This is a genomic window from Arthrobacter sp. 92, assembly GCF_050260325.1.
In the GTDB taxonomy this organism is placed as follows: domain Bacteria; phylum Actinomycetota; class Actinomycetes; order Actinomycetales; family Micrococcaceae; genus Arthrobacter.
In genome coordinates this window covers 1,884,421-1,904,912 of sequence record NZ_CP189863.1, presented here as the reverse complement: position 1 = coordinate 1,904,912, position 20,492 = coordinate 1,884,421, and the positions used below count along the sequence as shown (strand labels likewise).

Here is a 20,492-nt window from a genome sequence, read left to right as displayed (position 1 = left end):
GGGGAACCGCCTTCACCTGGACGGCCGCCGCTAGGAGACTGCTGAACTATGTGCACTATAGGGCTGGTCCGGGGCGTTCACGTTTCGGGGCCAGGCAATTCCTCTTGTGGGTTGGGGTGTTGGCCGGATGAGGGGTGGTATCTTGGCTGGCTGTCAGGCCGGGTCCTGGTTCATGGTTTCAAGCGTTGGCCCAGGATCCCTGTTTACTGGTGAGTCCGAGCGTCAATAGTCGCCGGAGCTTCGGTCCGGCGGTCCGTAGTTGGAGCCAGGCGTTGTTTGCTGCTGCGGTACGTGAAGCAACTCCGGGAATATCCCCCAGGGAGGCGGCTGGCGGGTCCACGGCCGCAGCGAAACCGTGAAAGGCCACGGCCTCGGTCTCGACAACGTCCATGTCGCCGTCGATGACCACTCCCGCTGTGCCTACGTCGAGGTCCTGCCGGACGAGAAAGGCCCCACCTGAGCCCGCTTCCTATCCAACGCCGCAGCGTTCATGGCCGCCACCGGGTCACCCGTGCGATAAGTCACGAAGGAAAACGCGGGAACTCCCGCGTTGAAACGACCAATGGACGCCAAGCCTTCACTATGGCTCAGTTTTCGACCGTCTCCGACAGTCGGTGAATAATGGACAAGATGCCGGGTTCAGTCGATGACTGCAGCTACCGCACCTCGGAAGACCCAATTTGCACAGCGTCATGCCGTAGACGCCAGAGGTAACGATGAAGAAGCAGAAAGACACCACGAACCGGTTAGGAGGAAGGCAGTGAAGGACCAACGACGCGGAAAAGGAATCACCGCAGACTTTTGTCAGATCATGTTGTCCAGGCCTCTGAGGTCCATGAACAGGTAACGGAGCACGCATCTTCGAGTCAGGTCGAGTCAGAAAGGCACGAACGCACCCCGCCAAGAAATGAAAAAGGCCCCGGAAGGGACCTTCACACCTCGACTTGTGCACACTCAGAGGCCCACAAGCCCCTGACCAAGGGAAACACTGTGCCCGAGGTGGGACTCGAACCGGGTTCCGGCCCTTGAGTTTCCGCCACTCCCCCGAAAGCCTCCGCAATCCGGCCCGGTCCGGCACCAGTAAGACTCAATCCGAACGCTAGGGTGTGCACATTGTGCACACCCTCTCTTTTCCCACTTCGGCGCTCGCTGCCGAGCCTGCTAGACGGCCAAACGGGCGAAGGCCCGACTTCGCTGGGCCAGCAGCAGGAACGCCAACTGCACCCTGAAAGAACACCATGAAGCAGACACACAGCCAAGTAACGTCGCGACCCCAGGCCCCAAACCCGCCTTGTCAGCTATCACAACTGGATCCGTTCAAACCCCTGGCTACAGAGTCAGCGTCAAACGAGCCGGATGTGCACCCGAACATTGCACCGTACACGACGTCGGCGAAGTTGCCTCATACTCGTGGGTCTGGATTGACGGCAAAGGGGAGTTCTCATCTTTCACGGCGACGGATCAGTCATTCACAAACTCCCCCTAGCCTCAGCAGGCATAACTACTACGAGACCCACATAGGTGCCTCGAAACCCTAGGCTTTCGAGACGCATAGGTTTCAAGACACCGGTGGGATTAGCCGAAGGAGGGGACTGCCCCAGGATTGCCTCCCTCCTTGCGTCAACGAAGGCCGGGGCAGTCCCATCCTTTAGTGGCTCTTCGCATTTAGGCATGGTTGGTCTGTTTGATCCGGTAGGGGCGGTGACCGCCTGCGGCGAGCAGGCATCTGAGTCTGTAGTTGGTGAAGTTACGGAAGCCGCGGGCGATTCTGCGGGTGGTTTCGATGACGCCATTGATCGCTTCGGTAGGGCCGTTGGACGCGCCGAAGGTGTCGAAGTAGGCCATGATTGCTGCCTTCCATTGTTTGAGCGTCCGGCCCAGTCGTGAGACCTCCGGGATCGGGCAGGACGGGAACGAGGAGATCACCTCGTTGACGAGTTCCCTGCCCCGTTCCGGCCTGGCGTGGTAGATGTTCCGGAGCTTCTGGTAGCACTGCCAGGCCAGGGTGACTTCGTGGTCCGGGTCCCCGAGGGTGAGTTTCGCATCGAGCCTGGCGGATTGCTTGTCCGTGAGGTGTTCGGCGCCGATCTGCAGGGTCCGGCGGATCCCGTAGAGCGGGTCGCCCTTGCGGCCGCGGTGCCCGAGGGTGTCCTGCTGGACCCTGCGGCGGACTTCATCGACCATGGCCGATCCCAGTTTCACGACATGGAACGCGTCCAACACGGTGATCGCTTCGGGCAGCTCGTCGCGGATAGCGTTCGCGTAGCCGCGGAACGGATCCAAAGCGGCGGTCTTGATGCCGGCAGTGAATTCCTCGCCGCGGGCTTTGAGCCAGTCCGCGTAGGCCTTCCCCGACCGGCCCGGAACAAGGTCCAGCAACCGGGCGTGAACCACGCCCTTCGCGTCGCGGGTGTGGTCCACGATCCCGGTGACCATCCCGGAACCCGGCGGGCCCGTATGGGACCAGACATGCTCATCCACGCCTAGCGCGTTCACCCCAGTCAGACGGCCGGCCGCTGCGATTCGTCGGGCGGCCTCTGCCTTGATGGCGTCCCAGGCCGTATGCCAGGAGACGCCGAGCTGATGGGCCAGGGCGGAGACCGAGGTGTCGAAACGCTGCAGGCCGTCGGTCGCCCACGCCACGGCCCTGGCAGTCAGTTTCGCCCGGGGCCCGGCCAACTCATGCTCTTCGGTGAAGGTGGTTCTGGGACAGTCAGGGTCCGGGCAGCGCCAGACACGCTTGGCCCACAGCAGCCGCACCGGCCGCCCGAAACACGGGGTGTCATGGAGCCGGACCTGCCGGCGGCCGTGCCCGACCGCGACGACACCGCAGTCCGGACAACCGCTAACAGTTTCCTCTGTCTCAACGTGCAGAACCAGGCCGGTCCCGGCCGCCGTGACAGAGCAGACGTGGATGCCGTGGACACCAAGAAGCGCGTCTGCCCGCTCGCACCAGCGACCGCCCGGGCAGGAAGTAGCATTAGGCATATCAGGGTCTCTTTTTTATTTGGAAGCTTGGTCGCTACCAATTCAAAGAGGCCCTGACCTCTCTCCTCCCGCACCACGCCGCAGCGGCATCAGGACACGCTCCCGCCCTCGGCGCCAGACAGCCCTAACCACGCTCATCTGCGAAGGGCCCCTTTAGTTCAACTTCAAGCGTGTGGGTCGCTTTGTCGTAGCCGACCGTAGCCCCATTGCTGCTTGCAACCGGAAAATCGCATCATCAGTTGACTTCCCACTCTTCTGCCTGAGCTTGCTCTAGCGCGGCAAACCTGGCGGCCATTGTTGCGTTGCCTCGTGTGAGCTTCCTAATGGTGAGGTCTTCTGCCTTGTTGTTCGCAAGCCGCAGGTTGTTGGCCGACTTGTGCAGCGCCGCCTTCGTCTTTTCCAAGTCTTTGATTGCTTCGTCGATGCGCTTGATCGCCTCCTCGAATCCCTCGGAAGCGAGTCGCCAGTTGCGGCCGAATGCGTCCTTGAACTCATCAATGTGCTGCTCGAAGTTCGTGATGTCGATGTTCTGCGCCTTTACCAGCGCGAGCTCAGCCTTGTACTTGAGTGAGTTCATGGCTGCGTTCCGCAGCAGCGCAATCAACTGGATGAAGAACTGCGGCCGGATGACATACATCTTCGGGTAGCGGTGAGAGACATCGACGATCCCGGTGTTGTAGAGCTCGCTGTCGGGCTCGAGCAGAGAGACCAGCACGGCGTACTCGCATCCCTTCTCAGTTCGGTCTTTGTCGAGCTCTTTCAAAAAGTCTTCATTCTTGTGCTTGGTCGCGGTGCCGTCGTTCTCGTTCTTCATCTCGAACATGACCGAGACAATCTCAGTACCAGCGTCGTCGGAGTCGCGGAATATGTAGTCGCCCTTGCTACCAGTCCGGGCATCGTTGTCCTTCTCGAAGTAGGCGCGCGGGAAGGCTGTGGCACGGATGCGGTTGAACTCGATCTCGCAGTGTTGTTCAAGGGTTTCACCGACCATCTTGGTCGACAGCTTCGCCTTCAGATCTCGCAGCCGCTCAATCTGTTCCTCGCGGTCCTTGATTTGGGTTTCGTACTTGTCTTTCAAGGACTTCTCGACGAGCTGCTTCTCGAGCTCCGCGCGTTTGAGACCGCTCTTGAGTTCGTCCCGCTCCTTTTCGACGGTGCTGACAGCCTCGGTGATCTCAAGCCTCTGCGCGATCTCAATAGCGTCGAGCTTCGCCTTGAGGTCTTGGATCGTGGAGTCCTTTGTCGAGGCGGCCTTCTGGAGTTCATTGACGAGCTTCGCTTCGGCAAGCTCCAGTGATGACTGCTTCTCACACCGACTGGATGAACTCGACGGCGTTGAACCATGTGTCATGAATGAGTTATACGATATTCAAAATTTCGGATAGCTTCGATGCGGCAATTGCGCGCATTGAGACTGCATCCTTCTCCGGGAGCGTCATTTCTGCAAACGTCTTGTGGGACCCGTGAGGCATGAAAATGGGATCGTACCCGAAACCCGAGTCGCCGCGCGCTGACTCGGATACCAGACCAACCACTTCACCTGAAACAACCCGCACACCTTGCTCGTCGCAGTAACCCAAGGCCGTTACGACCTTCGCCGTTCGGTCATCGAAGCCTTGAAGCATTCGCAGCAGCCCCTCATTGCCAACCGAGTCCATAAACCAGGAAGTGAGCGCGCCCGGCAATCCACCCCAAGCAGAGAATTCGATTCCTGAGTCGTCCACGAACACAGGACCGCCGATCTGGTTAAAAGCTGCCTGCGCTTTAACATGAGCCACTTCGCGCACATCAATTCCTTGCACCTCAGGCAAGTTAATCTTCTTGGCGAGGACTTGAACCCCAAGGAGCCTGGAAAACTCAGCGGCCTTTCCCGCATTTCCGGTAATCAGAACTAGTGGCCCATTCATATATTCCTCCAAATTTGGCATATGACGTTACTTAGTGAAAGCTCTTCTGTTGGCGGCCTCCTGCGCCAACGCAAGGCTTTCAGGCAATCCAGCTCTAAGAGCACTGATGGAACTAAGGAATTCCAAAACGCTCTCTATGTCTGTCCGATGGCCCGGCGAAGCATGTATGACTTCTCCCCCCTTTGATAGACGCATGGCCACTCCAACGAGATTCGATCGGTTGTCTCGTAAAAGTACGGGCTCAGTGGTGTCGGGGGCGGGCTCTGGTCCTTTTCCCCAGAGCCGTTTCCTAGTTACACCGATCGTCGGAACATCGGCCAGCACACCTATGTGTGAGGCCATACCAAATCCACGCGGGTGAGCGATACCCTGCCCAAATATCACCAGGAGCTCAAGCACTGGCGGCAAACTATTGAGTAGTGCGTGAACCGCTGGGCCCTCCCGGTATACAAACAGTCCTGAAACATACGGGAATTCAGAAGGGGATTCCGCTACGTACTGGGACCCCCGTTCGAGAGGCGACCCTCCGTGAAGCATAGGCACACCTACAGCAACAGCCAACCCCCTTCGTTCGGAATACGAGACCCCTATCGCCATGCAGTCACGCACCCCGTTCAACTCGAGACGACCAAGCCGCAGCTGCGCGTGTCGCAGCTTCTGATCGCGAAGGGCCTCCACGGGGGACGACGGCCAGCTTGCTTCAATCGGCCGCATTGGGCTCCTCGTATACCGTCGCAGCCTCGATACGCCGGCGCTCAGGCGATACGGTTATTACTCTAATTCGCACTGTTTCTCCCGGTGCCAAGAAATCCTCCAGAGAGATTCGACGATTGCCCCTTTCAAGATGACGAGCAGAAACGACCGCCTGGGCGCCCGAAGTTAGCTGGCAAACTGCGAACCGCGGAGCCACCCTCATGACCGTCGCCATATGCAGTGTGCCAGGACGATACAAGTCTGCAAATGCATTCATATCGCCCAAACGCCGGGTCTCATTCTGATGTTCTCGTAGTACAACAGTTTCGGCGTCAACTGATTCGGATACAACATCCAGAATAATCTGCAGCATCTTTGCATCACTTACAAGAACCCCCTGCGATTTTGAGGGGTCTTTGGTCGCAGCGTAGACCCTCTCAAAGATTGCCTGGACATGCTCACTGGAATCCAGATTACTTGCGCTTAAAGATGCAGCCGTCTCACGAATATTTTGATTTGGCGCACTGAGAACTCTTCCAAATACGGCTTCATAGAGCGTCCGGACATCCTGAGTAGTTACAACTACTCCCTGAACGTTCTCATCAGCGGATTCTTCTGGCGCAACCTTATTAGCCGTCCCTTTCTCAATTTTATTCAACTCGTCTCGAAGATCTTGCGCGATCTCATCGAGAACGGCTAGCGCCGTTGCAAGGCGCTTACTCAATGATGAAACGAGAGGAGGCACAGCGATCTCGGGCTTGAACGTGTCTTCATGGGTAAGCTCTCCCCAAGCGTGCTGAAGGAGGGTCCTAATTTGCACTTCGCAAGGTATCGCGATGAAGTTTGCCCCAAGTGGAACATCAACTTCAACGAGTAGGTGAACTGCTCTATACCCGGAAGGTTTTGGGTCCAGCAAGTAATCCTCGTGAACTTTTGAAGCCTCCACAGCCCCAAAAAGACGAAGTGTATTTGATTCGAGAATTGCCGATTCAATGCGCCGAACATCTTCATATGTATTGCAGGTAATGCGAATGCCAGCGATATCCGTGATAACATTAAAGACGGATTCCGGCGAAACTATCCGCTGTGTATATTTTGGCAGAGCCGCCTTAACGAGCAGACGATTGGCTTCCTTGACCCTGCCGAATTCAACCCGCATCCGCCTCTGCTCCGCTACGGTGTGTCTCCCCCTGTCGTGAAGAATGGCTTCGAGCGACTCTTTCACTCTCGAGAGGGCGCTGGAATAAAGCGGTTTTCGATCCTCGTAGATACGATAGAGTGCGCTTTCGAATTCTTCATCTTCCACCTGTGCGTTCATCTCATTTCTCCCTATTTTCTCTGACAGGGTCAATGGGATGACCTTTCTGGCGGCCAGCCCCAAGAACAGCTTTGAGGAGCGTCGGCGAAAACACGCGAATACCCTCCGCAGCTGCCATGTGAGTTGCTTTGGGGATCAAGTGGGAATTTGTGATAACGCGGTCGTACTTATGTCGGTCTTGCCGAAGATCGTAACCGTGACGTCTCAGGAAGCTTTGTCGCGTACTCTCATCTTTGGCGTCTGCGAGTGTCTTACACTGCTCTATGGATAGGACAGGGTCGCACTGAGATACGTAGCATTTCCGAGCACGGGAATCCAAGTCGAACTCTATCCAGATACGAACCATCGGCTCCTCGGCGATCCATGCCAACGCCCAAGTGTCGAATACGATGCCCGATTCGGTCTTTGCAAGTCTAACGAGTTGAGTCTCGAGCTCTTGGTCGGCCCAATCGCCCTGCCGGGCCGCTGCTACTTCGTCAGATCGCTCGAACCAGACCCTGTCAGGATTGTGATCGATATTCAAAATCTTGAGCAACAGCTCCGTGGCTGAGACGTAACGATAGCCCAAAGATTCGGCAAGTATGCGCGCATGAGTCGTCTTGCCAGCGGCAGTCAGCCCGGCAAAGGCTACATTTATTCTCAAAGGCACCTCCGCCCTAGAGGGGCAGAGCCCCATGCTAATGAGGAGGCTATGACCTCAGCCACTAAGGGTCAAGTATCGCGCAATTTGTTTCACCACCGGCAGCTCTGGGAGAACGGTCCTGGTCACTCCGGGCGCCTCTGTGGAGACCAACTGCTCGACTGCTCTGCATTCCACGCTTCGGGCCAATCCATAGGCTTTGATCCCCGACGGCCGATCCACGACATCGAGGCATCGTGCTCTCGCCATTCCGCATCAGCCTGACGGCACAGGCGAAAAACACCTACGACAGCCGGAAGTCCGTGGCCATACCTGTGACTGCCCACATTCCACTGGCTGATGAGAACCTGGCACAGGTCCATCGGTGCGCAGACGAGGTCACGGACCATGCGGCCGGGACACTCCAGAGAGCCGGCAGCCGACGAGTGACGGGCACATACCCAGCCAACACGAGCGCAGGGGAAGGGCTCTTGAAAATCAGGGCACCGGAATGATGAAAAGAATCCTCGAACGGTACGTCGCGACTCCGTGTGGCCGGACCGGAGGCGGCATACGGACAACGGCAGGCAGAGTGAAAGAAAGGGTCCATAATCACCTGGAACAAGCACCGTACACCCCACCCGCACCACAATGAACAAAAAGGGAAGACACGAAGAACGGACCACAGGGTTACGAGGAACGAAGACGACGCAGGAAAGAAACTTTGTGGCCATTCGCCGCACCACCCTGCCACGATTGATGGTTTCGTGTCTTGGGTAGGCTCCTGGCGGTCATGTGTCCACTGGAAGCCGGCCTTTTGAGCTACACGGATTGATGCGGTATTGCGTCTATCGGCTTCAAGGATGATTCTTTCGACGCTTAGCTCATGGAGCCCCAAGCGACAGCGAGCTGAACGGCTCGCGGCGTGGCGCCCTGGCCGCGCGCGGCCGCGAAAATGCTGTACGCGATATGGCCACCTTGTCATCGATGAACTTGAGATTGATCAGGCCGATGGCATTAGCTGATTGAGCGCCGGCAACAACAAAGGGAGTGCCTCTGCTTGATTGCCACTGCTCAGCAGCTCGGAGAACAGCACCGGCAGGCGTGTCATCATCAATGGGGCGGTCGGACAGCCAGCGCAGTAGTTGCACATCTTCGGCCGGCGAAGATCTTCTCAAAGTCAGATTCTCGACGCAGTCGTAGGGACACGACTCCGTCGCTGAGGGGAAGAGCTGGAGGTGTGGCGGGACGGGATCGCATAGGCGGACTGTTGACCCCACACGCACATCGACGCCGCTGGCGTTGCCTCCGCTGAGTATTTCCTCCTCTGTCACAGTTAAAGGCAAGGTCTCGACAGATGGGTGTCCGGACGCTGACACTCGGCGGGCACGATGTCGGATGTTGTGTGCCGTTGGCGGCTAAGGACTGAATCCGCGATCCGCTGCGCGGCTTGGCCCGCCGTGATGCGCGTGGTATCGATGACATCGGCTTCATTGTGGAGCCAGGCATGGGCTGCTTCTGCGTACGGTTCCAGGTACGCGAAGCGGAACGTCGAAGGGCCTAGGTCCTTATCGTTCTGTATACGGTCGCGGAGCGTGGCCTGGTCGGCGTAGAGTACAAATGCTGGATCGGTATGCCGTGAGCGCTCAACCCGTCGCTGATCTCCCGCCAGTAGCTCTGCACAAGGACAGTCATCGGCATCACGAGTGTGCCGCCGGTGTACTCGAGCACGCGCCTGGCGGTTTCGACGACGAGCGTCCGCCACGGGTCCCAGTGCTGGAAGTTATCCGTCGCCGGAAGCCCGGGCTTAATGTCCATGAGCACCTCACCGACCTTTTCAGCATCGAAGACTCGGGAGCCGGGGACCAACCGCTGTACGAGCGCGCTCGTCGTTGTTTTTCCAGCCTAGCGCCAAAGACGTTTCCTTCCCCGCATCGCGCTGCCCGTATGCCAGTGGGCGAACGGGCGCCCCAGCGTTCGTAAGGGGATCCCCTACCGGGCGCCGTCCGGGGCTAGCCGGGTTCTCAGGCGCTTTGAGAATGGCAGCCACCACGCCGGCTTTCTGTGAGGTGTAAGCACCCAAGTCTTTGGTGCTGGCGGCGGCTTCGCGCTTGACGCTTAGATAGCGTGCTCTGGTGTCTCTCTGCAAGATGTCGCGAAACTTGATGCGTCGGTGCCATTGACGTCCGCGGAAATGGACAAGGTGGACGACGACCTCTCTGTTACTCCTGTCGGGCAAGCCCTCTTTGCCAGAACAGCAGCGCCGCACGGCGTGCGCAGACGTTCCTAGGGAACAACCTCCCGGTGCCCACGCCCTATGGCGCAATCGTCACAGTCATGTAGTTCCCGCTCCCCCGGTCCATGAATAGGTGTAGGTCACCACTGCCTACAACGGCGAAACCGAAACGAGGAACCGCATAATCGCAATCACAGCACGCGGAAGACCCACCAGCCAGGGACTAGAGTGCGGACAATGTCCACACTCTGCGCCGCGGATCGGGTGTTACTGCCTTCGAACTGCTCCGGATTCCGCATGTTTTCGTGGATTCCGAGTGTTTGCAAGGGCTGGAATGTAGTTCGAGTCCCACCTCGGGCACAGCATAACCCCTCGTCAGAGGGGTTTTTTGCTTTAAAGTGTGCACAAACCTTGTGGTCGCGTCGCTCTGCTTCGTGAGATTTAGAGGGTGATGAACGCCCCATTCTAAAGTGAAGCCACTACAGATGACGGAATCTCTAACATCGGCAATTTGCGACACGGTGGAGCGCCTGCAAATGGAGCTCTTCCTTCCACCCTTCGTTGCGCCCCTTCCAGGCCCGGACGGGAAACGACCTCGAGCCGTTAGCCAACCGTCACCAAAGTCGTATTCACAGGACGCTTTGCCTGAACCCGGCACGGCCTGTCGCCTGGCTCTTCGCACTTTTGCTGGGAAAGGCAATAGCGTGCCTCCGGATAAGCACCGTCGACCTGCCGCAGCAACGCGAAAGGATCATCCGTTGTGAACCTGTGCAGGTGGGCGTCCTCCCAGTCGAAGGCTGACTGCAGTACCTGGGGTGGCTAATTGAGATCCACCGAACTTGGGAGTTCAAACAGACGCCAAACGGCAGGCTCCCTGTCGACCAGCTCGACGCGAAACTCCCAGAATCGAGTCCCGTCCGACCCCAGCTTCGATCTCCTGGTAGCGACTCCAGGAACTCAGCCATTGACGCCTCCCACTTATCGCTGTCACCGTTCCACTCCAGCGAATGTCTGGCATAGTTCGGGGGTAACGAGCTGAACGAGGTCGGCTGGGATTTTCGCGAATTGCTCCGAGGCTTCAATTGGGGGTCGGGCGGTCCTCAGCGCCACGGAGGATGAGGGCTGGAGTCGCGAGGTCGCCGACACGGGCCACCCATTTAGGCTCGAGTGGTCGATGGGATGCACTAGCTCAATAACCCACCGGTCTACTTTGCTACCCAGCATACGCAGCCCTACACTGAGAGCCATTTCTGGAAGAACGCTGGAGCTCCCATAGGTCCTCAAAGTTTGAGTCCAGTCAAGGACAGGCGCTGCGAGTATTGCACCTACCATTTGGTCAGCGTGCGCTAAGAGGCTTGCTGGCCGCGAGGCCATTTGTGCACGTAGCCCTCCCGAACTGGAACCGGGCCATGCGTTCATCGCCGTGGACCGGGGCAAACTGGATGGCCGCGTCCAGATCGGGCCACTCACTCCGGCCCTGTCAGTAAAGCGGGTCGTTCAACGGCAGCGGCCTGGGTCCAATGCCTCTGCCCATGAAGCGGCCAGCGGGGTGGAATGGAGACAGGAAGCGAGCGATCGGAGATGCAGTGTCCTCATGGGCGGAAGACGTGGACGCCCGAATCAGCGAGCTCACGGCGGAGAGGGCGGGCTTCGTCAAGGCTGGCCGAACGGACCAGGATCTGCAGCCTTTTGACCTGCTGTTGACGGATGCCAAGAAGGCGCGGGACAGCCACAATCCCTTCAGCGGTATCACCCCGAGAGCGTCCAAGACATGGGTCCTGCTCCAGGACGCCGAGCAGAAGCTCGATGAGCTTGAGACGGATCTTGACCACCTGGTCGAGCGCGCCAAAAGGCATGCGGACCGAAGTCTTAACGAGAGGCTAACTGCATGGCAGCGCGAGTTCGATACAGCCGCCGACAACGCGAGGAAGCTCGAGCTGGCGCGGCAACTCATCCGTGAGGCGCACGAAGCCGACTCGTCGAAGCACTCCTCAGAGCGGAACAATGCGCGGGGCCTAGTGGTCTCGTCGGTACTCGTCATGGCAATTCTCGCGATCCTGTTCCTCGTCCAAGCCAACGTGCCGTCGCTCGTGATCCTGCCAGCGCCCACCGAGACACCGGTCGACGGCCTTCCTCTGCTGGGGCTCGTTTACATTTTCGGGGCGCTTGGCGGTCTCATGAGCGGCTTCGTGGGCCTCTACCTGGTGGGCGCTGGTTTCACTGACACGAGATGGCACGACCCGCGCCCGCCACTGATGCTCGCGAAGGTTGCCCTAGGGATGGCAACCGCCCTCATCGGCTGCCTCATCATCGGCACCAAGCTCCTGGTCGGCACCTACACGTCTCTGGCTGCCGTCCTGCTCCTGGCGCTCATGTTCGGCTTTGGACAGCTCGCGGTGACCACCTTCCTGGACAAGAGCGTGAAGAAGATCCTCTCCACGGAAAGCAAGAAGTAGCAGTGACCCTCCAGACGAGGAGATCCCACTCATGCCAGCAGGGCCACGCCCCTTTGTCTTCAACGACACGAACTGAATTTCCCACCAACCGCCAAGTGATCGCGCGGCCCGTTCCAGAGTGCGTTGCCGGGAATGTGGCGGTGTCGATCAGGGCACCCGTTGAGGCATGAACCGCGGTAAATGTATGGTGTGGGCATGGGCGTCGACTCCGACGACGAACTCGAATTCTTCAGCGATGATGGCCATAATGCGTTCTCCTTCTTGAACCGGGACGCCCTTCCGGGCCGCATCAATAACATCCTGGCCGAACTCCGCCCCATAAGCCGGGGTATGGTCAAAATCCTTCCAGGACCACCAGCTCGCTAGGTCAAGCAGTCAACAAAACCGGGGGCAGTCCCGACCCAGTTCATCGTTGGGTGGTGCCGAGCAGCATTTGCGCAGAGCCAAGTCGTCGGGCAACTTGCCATCAGCGGCACATCTTCGGCTTGTGCGCCGAACAGGAGGCTTTTCGCAGAGCTAGCCATCCGGCTCCAGTGGATGCTTGACCTCCCAAAGGAGGTGCGTCCCAGCGCCGTGGATGAGATTCTCAAAGTCGCTCGTGAGACCAGACTTGGCACCCATAAGCACCTACGTGACATGGGCTGGGATATGGAGTTCGACCCGACGGAGATGAACGCCTTCGTTCTCGCAGACGCCAACGGGGACGTCAAGAACCAAGCGCGCAAGTTCGCGCCAGCAGCGCACGCGACCGCCGTGAAAAACGGCCCAGTGTTCGCGATGTGGCGGGAGGATTCCTACCTTGCGCATCCCACAGGTCCTCTTGCGGGAGAATATGCCCCTGCCATCGACAACGAGATACTCGGACAGGGTTTACCCAGTGTTCTCGATCAAGACCTAAGCGGGCATCGGGACATTTCGATGCTGGTCATCATGACGACCTGCTCGCTCCTCACAGATGAGGGAGTGGGGGATGCAGCGGTCACTCGGCTGAGTAGTGCATTCTTCTTGGTCTGTTAGCTGATATTAGTGCTGACGATGCGAAGGAGTCGAAAATGGCATGACCCTTTCGGTTCAATTGCTCTCGATCGCTGTCGTACGACCGCGTCGGACCATGGGGAAACTTTTGACAAGTTGTTGGAGACACAAGCGACTCCGGTCGACTTGCGCCGGAACTCCAAGTTGATCAGGTGCCAGAGATTTCAGTCGCAATAGGAATGCGTAACTGAGTGGCAATCGGCGTATACAGATCGATGTCCTGTTCTGCGGTCGTCAAGGACAGGAGTAGTCCATACCGGACAGGGAAGTCGCGTCTGTCGGCGCGGTTATTGTTCTTCCACCAACCCCCAACAGGATAGACAGCGACGGAGTTACACATGGCAAGCTCGCTGCCGGTGCCGTGCCATTCATCCTGATGGAGAGATCCGAGCTTCCGCTGATTCTCGCCGAGGAGCCAGCGGTCGGACGTGGTACCGCTCCGTGACGCGCCGCCGTCTTCATCCGACTGAGCCTCTCGGTTGATCCGCGATATGAACCCCTGCTGTGTCTCAAGGGGACCTTGGAGATCGAAGCGAAGCGAGTGTGACGCGTAGGCGTAACGCTGTCGCCACCCACGGCGAGAGGCCGTGGGCTCAATGAAATACGACAATGTTATGCGCAGTCGCACATCGTTCGCCCCGAGTTCTTGGAGTACTTCGGTGGGCCAAGGGAGTTTGTGGAGCCGGAAGCGCCTCATTGCGAAACTTTGGCCGTCGAACGGCACGAACTGATCCTGTGTCACCAAGGTGACCGCTCGGTTCGAGGAGTTGAGGACGGCTTCCTCGGTAGGAACGCCCCATCCGTAGTTCCGGAGAAGCTGGAGCCGGGCAGTCTTTGAGGAATTCGACTCGACTTCGGCGTTCATCGCAGGGCTCCACTCGGCTGAGTGCGTGAGGAGTCCACGAACGGTTTCGGGCCAGTACTCGGGGTACCGGCCCATGGCCAGGGCCGCGAGTCTCGAGGCCTGGGCGGTGGCGGCGCTCGTGGCGTTCGCAGAGGTAAGGGCGCTGTCGTTCGCGTTGCTGGTGGAGCGCAGCGAGAGGCTTGGTAGCTTCGGCTCGAACATCTGATTGCCGTCGCTGAGAACGTTCCCGCCTTCCATGCAGATGTCGGGCTTGATGGGCCATTTACGTTGGCCAAACAAATGAGAGGTGCGGCTGTGCGGTGACAGTTCTCCGGCGTTGGCGAGCGGAACCCAGCCGGCATACTGAGGGTGTTGCGGGGTGTCTGTCAGTTCGGTGTACGCACCCACGGTTAGGGCATTCCAGGACTGACCGGGGTCGTCCACAGCCGAGACCTCGGAATTGGCGCGGTAGTCGGACTTGTAGTCATCGACGTTGCCCGCCGCGACGAGGATCAACCGAGCCGCATCGGGGTCGGGAGCCGAAATCAGTTCGAACTGGTCGCCATCGCGGGCTGAGTCGGTGCCGACGGCGAGAGCGTCGACAGCCGCTGACCAGAGAGTCGGCTCACCCGGGTTATCCGGTCGGGTGCTGAGAGTGAGGCAGAAGACACGACGTCGCGAATGTGCGATTTCCGGGAGGGCCACGGCTTGAACGGTGGCGCTTCCGTAATCGAGCGGATCGATGTCGGCTTCTTCGGACGCCGGCGACATCCTCACAGATTCAAGGCGGTGGAGCAGATTCACCGGTTGGGCGCCTTGGAGGTACTGGTCGAGGTCGCCGAAGAGAGCCAGGCCCGCCATTGAGGTTCCGTGGCCGCTTTTGTGGACGTCATTGCCCGAGACGCCAATGATCGTGTGGTGGTCGGACTCTGCGAGGGATGAGTTCAGGAGGATATGGGTGCGCAGCACCCCGGTATCGAGATGGCAGACTGCCGGGGCGTCATCACGGGCTTGAACGATCCGGTCGGCAAGATCGACGACGTACTCGTTCTGCTCGTCTAGGGGAAGGTCTTCAACCGTCTCGATGAACTCCGGTCGTCGGATCTCCGCAAGCGGTACGGCGGTGAACGGCAGGATTTCGAGCTGCGCCCAGGTAGCTTCAATCCAGAACACGACCCGATCCCGCAGCCGGATGGATCGAGGTAGGGCACGAAGATTGTAGGCGGCAGCGTATCCATGGATCGTATCGACGTGCTGACTTGTCGCGTCGAGCCAGACTTCCCACCAGTGCTTCCCGTGAACAGGGGGTTCGCCATCGGACGTCCAAAGATCAGTAAGAACGGCCGTCCGGATGCGTGAGATGTTCGCAATCAGCTCTCGGTTCTTCGGGTTTCCAAGGGCGGTCGAGACATCGAGGTAGTCCTGGAAGAGCTTGAGGAAGACCGCGCGATGTTCGTCGGCAACCCATACGGTTGCCTGCTCTGGGCTGGTGTCCGTGGGTGGGCGTACCGATAGCAGCATCCAACGGGGCTTCTTTGGTTGCCTTGTGTGCGTGGTCAGTCTGTTGAGCGAGTCGAGCTTTAATGGGTAGGCGGCGTCGTTGCCCTCCAATACGAGGACAGTTCCGAGGGCGCGGAGATCGTCTTCAGAAAGCTGCAGGGACAGTCGTTCTGCGTCGCTTGTCGCAAAGGTGCTGTCTGCTTCTCCTACAAGCTTCGTTCCATGGCCGCCGCGGTCTACCAGCTTCAGCTTCGCCGGTCCCCCGCCGGAGCAGTGGAAGTCTTGAGTTGCGGCATGACCCTGCACATAGAGGTGGTCATGGTGTCGAGACGGATCAGTCAAGGCTAGCCGTTCGCCGTGCGTTCAGCGCAGTGACAATGTCCTCGCGATAAACTTTGGTTTCGCCGCGCATGAGCACTGACTTGGCCGCGGACTCCGCTGCTTTCACGAGGTCCGCATGACTGAGGCCGTCGGTGTACTCACCAAGCTTGGCCATATTTGTTCCGGCAGCGAGCGATCCCAGACGAGCCTTGATCACTGCGACCGCCTGACGTGCGTCTGGGAGTGAATATGTCATGACCGCGTCGAATCGGCGGAATAATGCTCGGTCGAGGATTGAGCGGTGATTTGTTGCGGCGATCAAAATTGACTCCGAGCTTGCCTCTTCCAGGAAGACGAGGAAGGAATTCAGGATGCGACGAGCCTCACCGACATCGTTTCCGGACCGGTCGGCGCCGAGGGCGTCGAACTCGTCGAAGAAGTAAACCGCTCGGCGTTGGGCGACCGCTTCGAACACGAGGCGGAGCTTGCCCGCGGTCTCTCCCATGAATTTGCTCAGAAGACCGTCCAGTCGCACCGTGAACATTGGCAGGGCGAGTTCCGTAGCCAGCACTGATGCAGTCATCGTTTTTCCAGTACCGGGCGGCCCTTCGAGCAGCAGCCGATGTGCTGGCGCGAATCCATGATCAAGTAGGTTCTTGCGCTGACGTTGTTCGGCTAGCACCTGCTTGATCTGCCCCACCAATTCAACGGGCGCGACCAACTCACGGAGGTGGACTTCGGGATTTGACGCCTCAACAATCTCGGCCAGCTCGCCACGTGGTTGAGTAAGCGTGGTGACGTTGGTTAGCGGAGTGCGCTCACGTGAGGAGTCGACAGCCTTCTTGATGTCGCCGGCAAGCACATGGTGACCTTGTTTGGCTTCACGCGCCGCAATTTGGAGGGCTACTGAATAGAAGGCGGCGTCGTCGCCCGAGGCATGGCTACGGACCATCGCGGTAATGTGCTCCCCGAGCCCAGCCATGCCTCCCCCTTCCTCTAGTGATGGACATTGTCCTCGACAATCCTACGATGCGCCCAACTGCCGCCAGGGAAAGCCTCGCCTACAAAGTGAGTTGAAGCGCAGGCGTCGTTGCTCACACCTTCCGGTCTCGGCGATCCAGAAATGGTGCACTGCGGGCTTCGTGCAGATCCCAACAACCCTCAATGATCCCACCTGTCGGCTGAAGCCCGCGTTCTTGATCAAGAAGTCCCATTGCCAAGTCCCGGAACAAGGATGAAAAGCAAAAGGCTGGGAAGCGCCGCAAACAACGCAAGCCGACGGACATTTATTAGGACACCTGGCCGGCGGGAGCAGGGCCACCCAACGTCCGCTGATCACGTCCTTACACTCGCGTCAGGCGTCCGCCGCGTCGATCCAGTCCTTCAGCGCCCGATTCATCACCAGGTGCCGGTCGGACTCGGACTTATGCTCGATGACGCATTCGACGGAAGGGTAGTGCTCAAAGAATTGCCAGCCCTTCACGTGACAAGACGGCCCCCCGCAGCCTACCAACACCAGGTCCCTGAAGCCCAGGGTCATTCATCATGTCACGCCACGGCTCGTGGGCCCTCTGAGTCGCGTCGACCAGCTCACCGTTCAAGTGCGCCACCAACTGCACAGAAGCTCCCCCATCTCATCCACACACCCCTAGCGGTCAATCTACCTCTCAGCCACCGTCACCGCTGTCAAGGAACACCCCGCCGTGGCGGCTGTCCGGGGCGGGCCACCCTGGTCGTCACCGAACTCGATCGGGTCGCCCGGTCCACTCGCAGCAAGTCATGCAGTTTCAAGCACTCCCCCGCCATGAAGGAGTACGAAGCAACACCGCCGTTCAAACGAGGACGCTGTCCAAGCAAAGAGAGGAGCCACGCGGCCACAGCAACGGCCACCAGTAAAAATGGGCCCCGACGGGGCCCATCAGAGAAGATTTGTGCACACTCAGAGGCCCACAAGCCCCTGAACAGGGAAAACACGTGCCCGAGGTGGGACTCGAACCCACACACCTTTCGATACCGCATTTTGAGTGCGGCGCGTCTGCCAATTCCGCCACTCGGGCGCGGATAACACAGGAGCAACAATCCTAAACCCACAAGGCAGTTGTGAGCAACGCGATTGCTTCCAGTGCGCGGAATTACTCTACATGCAGATAGGCTGAATTCCAGAATCGCGCCAGCGCCGCCGCAACGAACCCATGCAGTTCCAAGTACATCAGCGGGCACAACTAAGATGGTCTAGTTCCCGCCGTACCTTTTCAAGGAGTTCCCGTGTCAGAATCGACGGAGTCAAACCCCACATCCCAGCCGGCCCGCCGCGTCATCGTTGCCGAAGACGAAACACTGATCCGCCTGGACATCATCGAAATCCTCCGGGGCGAAGGCTATGACGTCGTCGGCGAAGCGGACAACGGCGAGAAGGCCGTCCAGCTTGCCGAAGAACTGAAGCCCGACCTCGTTCTCATGGACGTCAAAATGCCGGTTATGGACGGCATCTCAGCAGCCGAAAAGATCGTCAAGGCCCGCATCGCCCCCGTGGTGCTCCTGACGGCGTTCAGCCAGAAGGAACTGGTGGAGCGTGCCCGCGACGCCGGCGCCATGGCCTACGTTGTTAAGCCTTTCACCCCTGCGGATCTGATCCCCGCCCTGGAGATCGCGTTGTCCCGCCACGAGGAGATCAAGGCGCTCGAAAACGAGGTGTCCGACCTTCAGGAACAGTTCGCCACCCGCAAGCTCGTGGAGCGCGCCAAGAGCCTGCTGACCACCAAGATGGGCCTCACCGAGCCGGAGGCCTTCCGCTGGATCCAGAAGACCTCCATGGACCGCCGCCTCAGCATGCGCGAGGTCGCCGAAACCATCATCAACCAGGTCAACTAACACGTAGCGCCCGACGACGGCCGGCCGCCTCGATGAACGACTCGCCGGCCGCCGTCGGAATGAGGGCGGCCCTCAAAAGCCCGCGTCTAAGCCCCGTCTCACTTGGATGAACACAAAAAGGGAGCTTCCCGCCAACCGGCGGGAAGCTCCGTTTTTCAGTGCGGCTTACGCCGGACCGTTATCAGGCCTTCTTCTTCTTTTCGGGCCACGGTCCGAGCTTTTCCCTGTTGCTGACCCCTTCGCCGGAGCGGCCGGAGTCGGTAAGGTCCCCCACCTTGTGGACCTTGAGCGAATTCGTGGAACCGGCCTTTCCGGGAGGGGAACCGGCGGCGATGACCACCAGGTCGCCATCTTCCACGAGGTCCAGTTCCAGCAGGCTGCGGTCCACCTGGGCCGTCATTTCGTCGGTGTGGTCCACCATGGGAACCAGGACCGGCTGAATTCCCCACGTCAGGGACAGCTGGTTCCAGACGTGCTCCACCGGAGTGAAGGCAAAAACGGGCTTGACGGGACGCAGGCGCGAGAGGCGGCGTGCCGAATCACCGGACTGGGTGAAAGCACAAATGTACTTCGCATCCAGCTGGTCGGCGATTTCGACGGCGGCACGGGTGATGGCGCCACCGCGGGTCTTGGGCTTGGTGCCCAGCGGAGGAACGCGCTCAAGGCCGTGCACTTCGGTGGACTCGATGATCCGGGCCATCACCTTGACGGTTTCGATCGGGTACTTGCCCACGCTGGTCTCGCCCGAGAGCATGACTGCGTCGGCGCCGTCGAGCACCGCGTTGGCGCAGTCCGAAGCCTCCGCACGGGTGGGGCGCGGGTTGTCGATCATCGACTCAAGGACCTGGGTGGCCACGATGACCGGCTTGGCCCAGCGGCGTGCCAGTTCAATGGCGCGCTTCTGGACAATCGGAACCTCTTCGAGCGGCAGCTCCACACCGAGGTCGCCACGGGCCACCATGATGGCGTCGAAGGCGTCGATGATCTCGTGCAGCTGCTCCACGGCCTGCGGCTTCTCGATCTTGGCGATCACCGGCACTCGGCGACCCTCCTCGTCCATGATTTCGTGGACGCGCTTGATGTCCGTGGCATCGCGGACGAACGAGAGGGCAACCATGTCAACGCCACGGCGCATGGCCCAGCGAAGATCGTCCTCGTCCTTTTCGCTCAGCGCGGGAACGTTCACGGCAACGCCGGGAAGGTTGATTCCCTTGTTGTTGGAGACCATGCCGCCCACAGTCACCTGGGCCACCACCTTGACGTCGTCCACCTCGATGGCGCGCATGGCCACCTTGCCGTCGTCGATCAGGAGGGCATCGCCGACGTTGACGTCCTCGGTGAGGCTCTTCAGCGTGGTGGAGCAGATCTCCTTAGTGCCGGGCACATCCTCGGTGGTGATGGTGAAGATGTCACCGACGGCCAGGAGATGCGGACCGTCCACGAAGCGGCCCAGACGGATCTTGGGCCCCTGGAGGTCGGCCATGATGCCCACGGGCTTGCCAAGCTGCTTGGAAGCCTTCCGGACGTTCTCATAGGTGATGTCATGCACGGAATAGTCACCGTGGCTCATGTTCATGCGTGCCACGTCCACGCCGGCTTCCACTACTGCGAGAGTGTTCTCGAAGCTGGAAATAGCCGGTCCGAATGTTGCCACGATCTTAGCGCGTCTCATATACCTACCCTATTGGTCTGTTTCTGGATTGG

Annotated in this window: 17 protein-coding genes, 1 tRNA gene and 1 pseudogene; 5 read left to right on the top strand and 14 right to left on the bottom strand. The window is 59.3% G+C overall.

Annotation, left to right across the window (positions count from 1 at the left end; all coding sequences use genetic code 11):
* Nucleotides 1–304: 304 nt before the first annotated feature.
* A pseudogene (locus ACP4XC_RS08765) lies at nt 305–457 on the top strand (IS481 family transposase); the annotation flags it as partial.
* 1,208 nt (nt 458–1,665) lie between these two features.
* On the opposite strand, the gene ACP4XC_RS08760 reads toward ACP4XC_RS08765, so the two are convergent.
* The 9 genes from ACP4XC_RS08760 to ACP4XC_RS08720 all read right to left on the bottom strand — a co-directional run bounded on the left by ACP4XC_RS08760 (nt 1,666) and on the right by ACP4XC_RS08720 (nt 9,794).
* Entirely contained in the window at nt 1,666–2,988 is a 1,323-nt protein-coding gene (locus ACP4XC_RS08760) for an ISL3 family transposase (protein WP_427173022.1), read from the bottom strand.
* Between the two features lie 235 nt (nt 2,989–3,223).
* On the bottom strand, nt 3,224–4,339 hold the full coding sequence (locus tag ACP4XC_RS08755; RefSeq protein ID WP_427174524.1) for a DUF2130 domain-containing protein: 1,116 nt from the start codon (nt 4,337–4,339) through the stop codon (nt 3,224–3,226).
* Between the two features lie 7 nt (nt 4,340–4,346).
* Nucleotides 4,347–4,916 (bottom strand): RdgB/HAM1 family non-canonical purine NTP pyrophosphatase, encoded by a 570-nt coding sequence (rdgB, locus tag ACP4XC_RS08750; protein ID WP_427174523.1) that lies wholly within the window; start codon nt 4,914–4,916, stop codon nt 4,347–4,349.
* 6 nt (nt 4,917–4,922) lie between these two features.
* A complete protein-coding gene (locus ACP4XC_RS08745; RefSeq protein WP_427174522.1) occupies nt 4,923–5,492 on the bottom strand; it encodes an endonuclease V in 570 nt (189 codons plus the stop codon).
* A 103-nt stretch (nt 5,493–5,595) separates the two neighbouring features.
* Nucleotides 5,596–6,906 carry a hypothetical protein gene (locus ACP4XC_RS08740; protein ID WP_427174521.1) on the bottom strand — a complete coding sequence of 437 codons (1,311 nt, stop codon included), beginning with the start codon at nt 6,904–6,906 and terminating at the stop codon, nt 5,596–5,598.
* Nucleotide 6,907: 1 nt separating this feature from the next.
* Nucleotides 6,908–7,582, bottom strand: coding sequence for a cytidylate kinase family protein (locus tag ACP4XC_RS08735; protein ID WP_427174520.1), 675 nt, complete (start codon nt 7,580–7,582; stop codon nt 6,908–6,910).
* Nucleotides 7,583–8,409: 827 nt separating this feature from the next.
* A complete protein-coding gene (locus ACP4XC_RS08730) occupies nt 8,410–8,703 on the bottom strand; it encodes a hypothetical protein (protein ID WP_427174519.1) in 294 nt (97 codons plus the stop codon).
* A gap of 382 nt (nt 8,704–9,085) precedes the next feature.
* Nucleotides 9,086–9,343 carry a hypothetical protein gene (locus tag ACP4XC_RS08725; RefSeq protein WP_427174517.1) on the bottom strand — a complete coding sequence of 86 codons (258 nt, stop codon included), beginning with the start codon at nt 9,341–9,343 and terminating at the stop codon, nt 9,086–9,088.
* Between the two features lie 19 nt (nt 9,344–9,362).
* Nucleotides 9,363–9,794 carry a GrpB family protein gene (locus ACP4XC_RS08720; RefSeq protein WP_427174516.1) on the bottom strand — a complete coding sequence of 144 codons (432 nt, stop codon included), beginning with the start codon at nt 9,792–9,794 and terminating at the stop codon, nt 9,363–9,365.
* A 1,553-nt stretch (nt 9,795–11,347) separates the two neighbouring features.
* On the opposite strand from ACP4XC_RS08720, the gene ACP4XC_RS08715 reads away from it, so the two are divergent.
* The 3 genes from ACP4XC_RS08715 to ACP4XC_RS08705 all read left to right on the top strand — a co-directional run bounded on the left by ACP4XC_RS08715 (nt 11,348) and on the right by ACP4XC_RS08705 (nt 13,234).
* On the top strand, nt 11,348–12,217 hold the full coding sequence (locus ACP4XC_RS08715) for a hypothetical protein (protein WP_427174514.1): 870 nt from the start codon (nt 11,348–11,350) through the stop codon (nt 12,215–12,217).
* A 195-nt stretch (nt 12,218–12,412) separates the two neighbouring features.
* On the top strand, nt 12,413–12,583 hold the full coding sequence (locus ACP4XC_RS08710) for a hypothetical protein (protein ID WP_427174512.1): 171 nt from the start codon (nt 12,413–12,415) through the stop codon (nt 12,581–12,583).
* Nucleotides 12,584–12,754: 171 nt separating this feature from the next.
* Nucleotides 12,755–13,234: a hypothetical protein gene (locus ACP4XC_RS08705; RefSeq protein ID WP_427174511.1), complete on the top strand. Its 480-nt coding sequence runs from the start codon at nt 12,755–12,757 to the stop codon at nt 13,232–13,234.
* A gap of 166 nt (nt 13,235–13,400) precedes the next feature.
* Here ACP4XC_RS08705 and ACP4XC_RS08700 read toward each other — a convergent pair whose 3' ends face one another.
* From ACP4XC_RS08700 to ACP4XC_RS08685, 4 genes are all read right to left on the bottom strand, one after another.
* Nucleotides 13,401–15,707: a S8 family peptidase gene (locus ACP4XC_RS08700; RefSeq protein ID WP_427174510.1), complete on the bottom strand. Its 2,307-nt coding sequence runs from the start codon at nt 15,705–15,707 to the stop codon at nt 13,401–13,403.
* Nucleotides 15,708–15,930: 223 nt separating this feature from the next.
* A complete protein-coding gene (locus ACP4XC_RS08695) occupies nt 15,931–16,899 on the bottom strand; it encodes an AAA family ATPase (RefSeq protein WP_427174508.1) in 969 nt (322 codons plus the stop codon).
* A 372-nt stretch (nt 16,900–17,271) separates the two neighbouring features.
* A complete protein-coding gene (locus ACP4XC_RS08690) occupies nt 17,272–17,400 on the bottom strand; it encodes a hypothetical protein (RefSeq protein ID WP_427174507.1) in 129 nt (42 codons plus the stop codon).
* Between the two features lie 492 nt (nt 17,401–17,892).
* Nucleotides 17,893–17,974: transfer RNA gene (locus ACP4XC_RS08685), tRNA-Leu, on the bottom strand.
* 208 nt (nt 17,975–18,182) lie between these two features.
* Here ACP4XC_RS08685 and ACP4XC_RS08680 point away from each other — a divergent pair.
* Nucleotides 18,183–18,788, top strand: coding sequence for an ANTAR domain-containing response regulator (locus ACP4XC_RS08680; RefSeq protein ID WP_427174506.1), 606 nt, complete (start codon nt 18,183–18,185; stop codon nt 18,786–18,788).
* Nucleotides 18,789–18,969: 181 nt separating this feature from the next.
* Here the strand turns inward: ACP4XC_RS08680 and pyk are convergent, their stop codons facing one another.
* The gene (gene pyk, locus ACP4XC_RS08675) at nt 18,970–20,460 is read right to left on the bottom strand and encodes a pyruvate kinase (protein ID WP_427174505.1); all 1,491 of its coding nucleotides are present in this window, start codon (nt 20,458–20,460) and stop codon (nt 18,970–18,972) included.
* Between the last annotated feature and the right edge of the window lie 32 nt (nt 20,461–20,492).

Coding starts and splice junctions, on each gene's coding strand:
- ACP4XC_RS08745 (WP_427174522.1), bottom strand. CDS start 5,492: ATGGCGATAGGGGTCTCGTATTCCGAACGAAGGGGGTTGGCTGTTGCT.
- ACP4XC_RS08740 (WP_427174521.1), bottom strand. CDS start 6,906: ATGAACGCACAGGTGGAAGATGAAGAATTCGAAAGCGCACTCTATCGT.
- ACP4XC_RS08710 (WP_427174512.1), top strand. CDS start 12,413: ATGGGCGTCGACTCCGACGACGAACTCGAATTCTTCAGCGATGATGGC.
- ACP4XC_RS08760 (WP_427173022.1), bottom strand. CDS start 2,988: ATGCCTAATGCTACTTCCTGCCCGGGCGGTCGCTGGTGCGAGCGGGCA.
- rdgB (WP_427174523.1), bottom strand. CDS start 4,916: ATGCCAAATTTGGAGGAATATATGAATGGGCCACTAGTTCTGATTACC.
- ACP4XC_RS08725 (WP_427174517.1), bottom strand. CDS start 9,343: ATGGACATTAAGCCCGGGCTTCCGGCGACGGATAACTTCCAGCACTGG.
- ACP4XC_RS08735 (WP_427174520.1), bottom strand. CDS start 7,582: ATGGGGCTCTGCCCCTCTAGGGCGGAGGTGCCTTTGAGAATAAATGTA.
- ACP4XC_RS08705 (WP_427174511.1), top strand. CDS start 12,755: ATGCTTGACCTCCCAAAGGAGGTGCGTCCCAGCGCCGTGGATGAGATT.
- pyk (WP_427174505.1), bottom strand. CDS start 20,460: ATGAGACGCGCTAAGATCGTGGCAACATTCGGACCGGCTATTTCCAGC.
- ACP4XC_RS08695 (WP_427174508.1), bottom strand. CDS start 16,899: ATGGCTGGGCTCGGGGAGCACATTACCGCGATGGTCCGTAGCCATGCC.
- ACP4XC_RS08755 (WP_427174524.1), bottom strand. CDS start 4,339: ATGACACATGGTTCAACGCCGTCGAGTTCATCCAGTCGGTGTGAGAAG.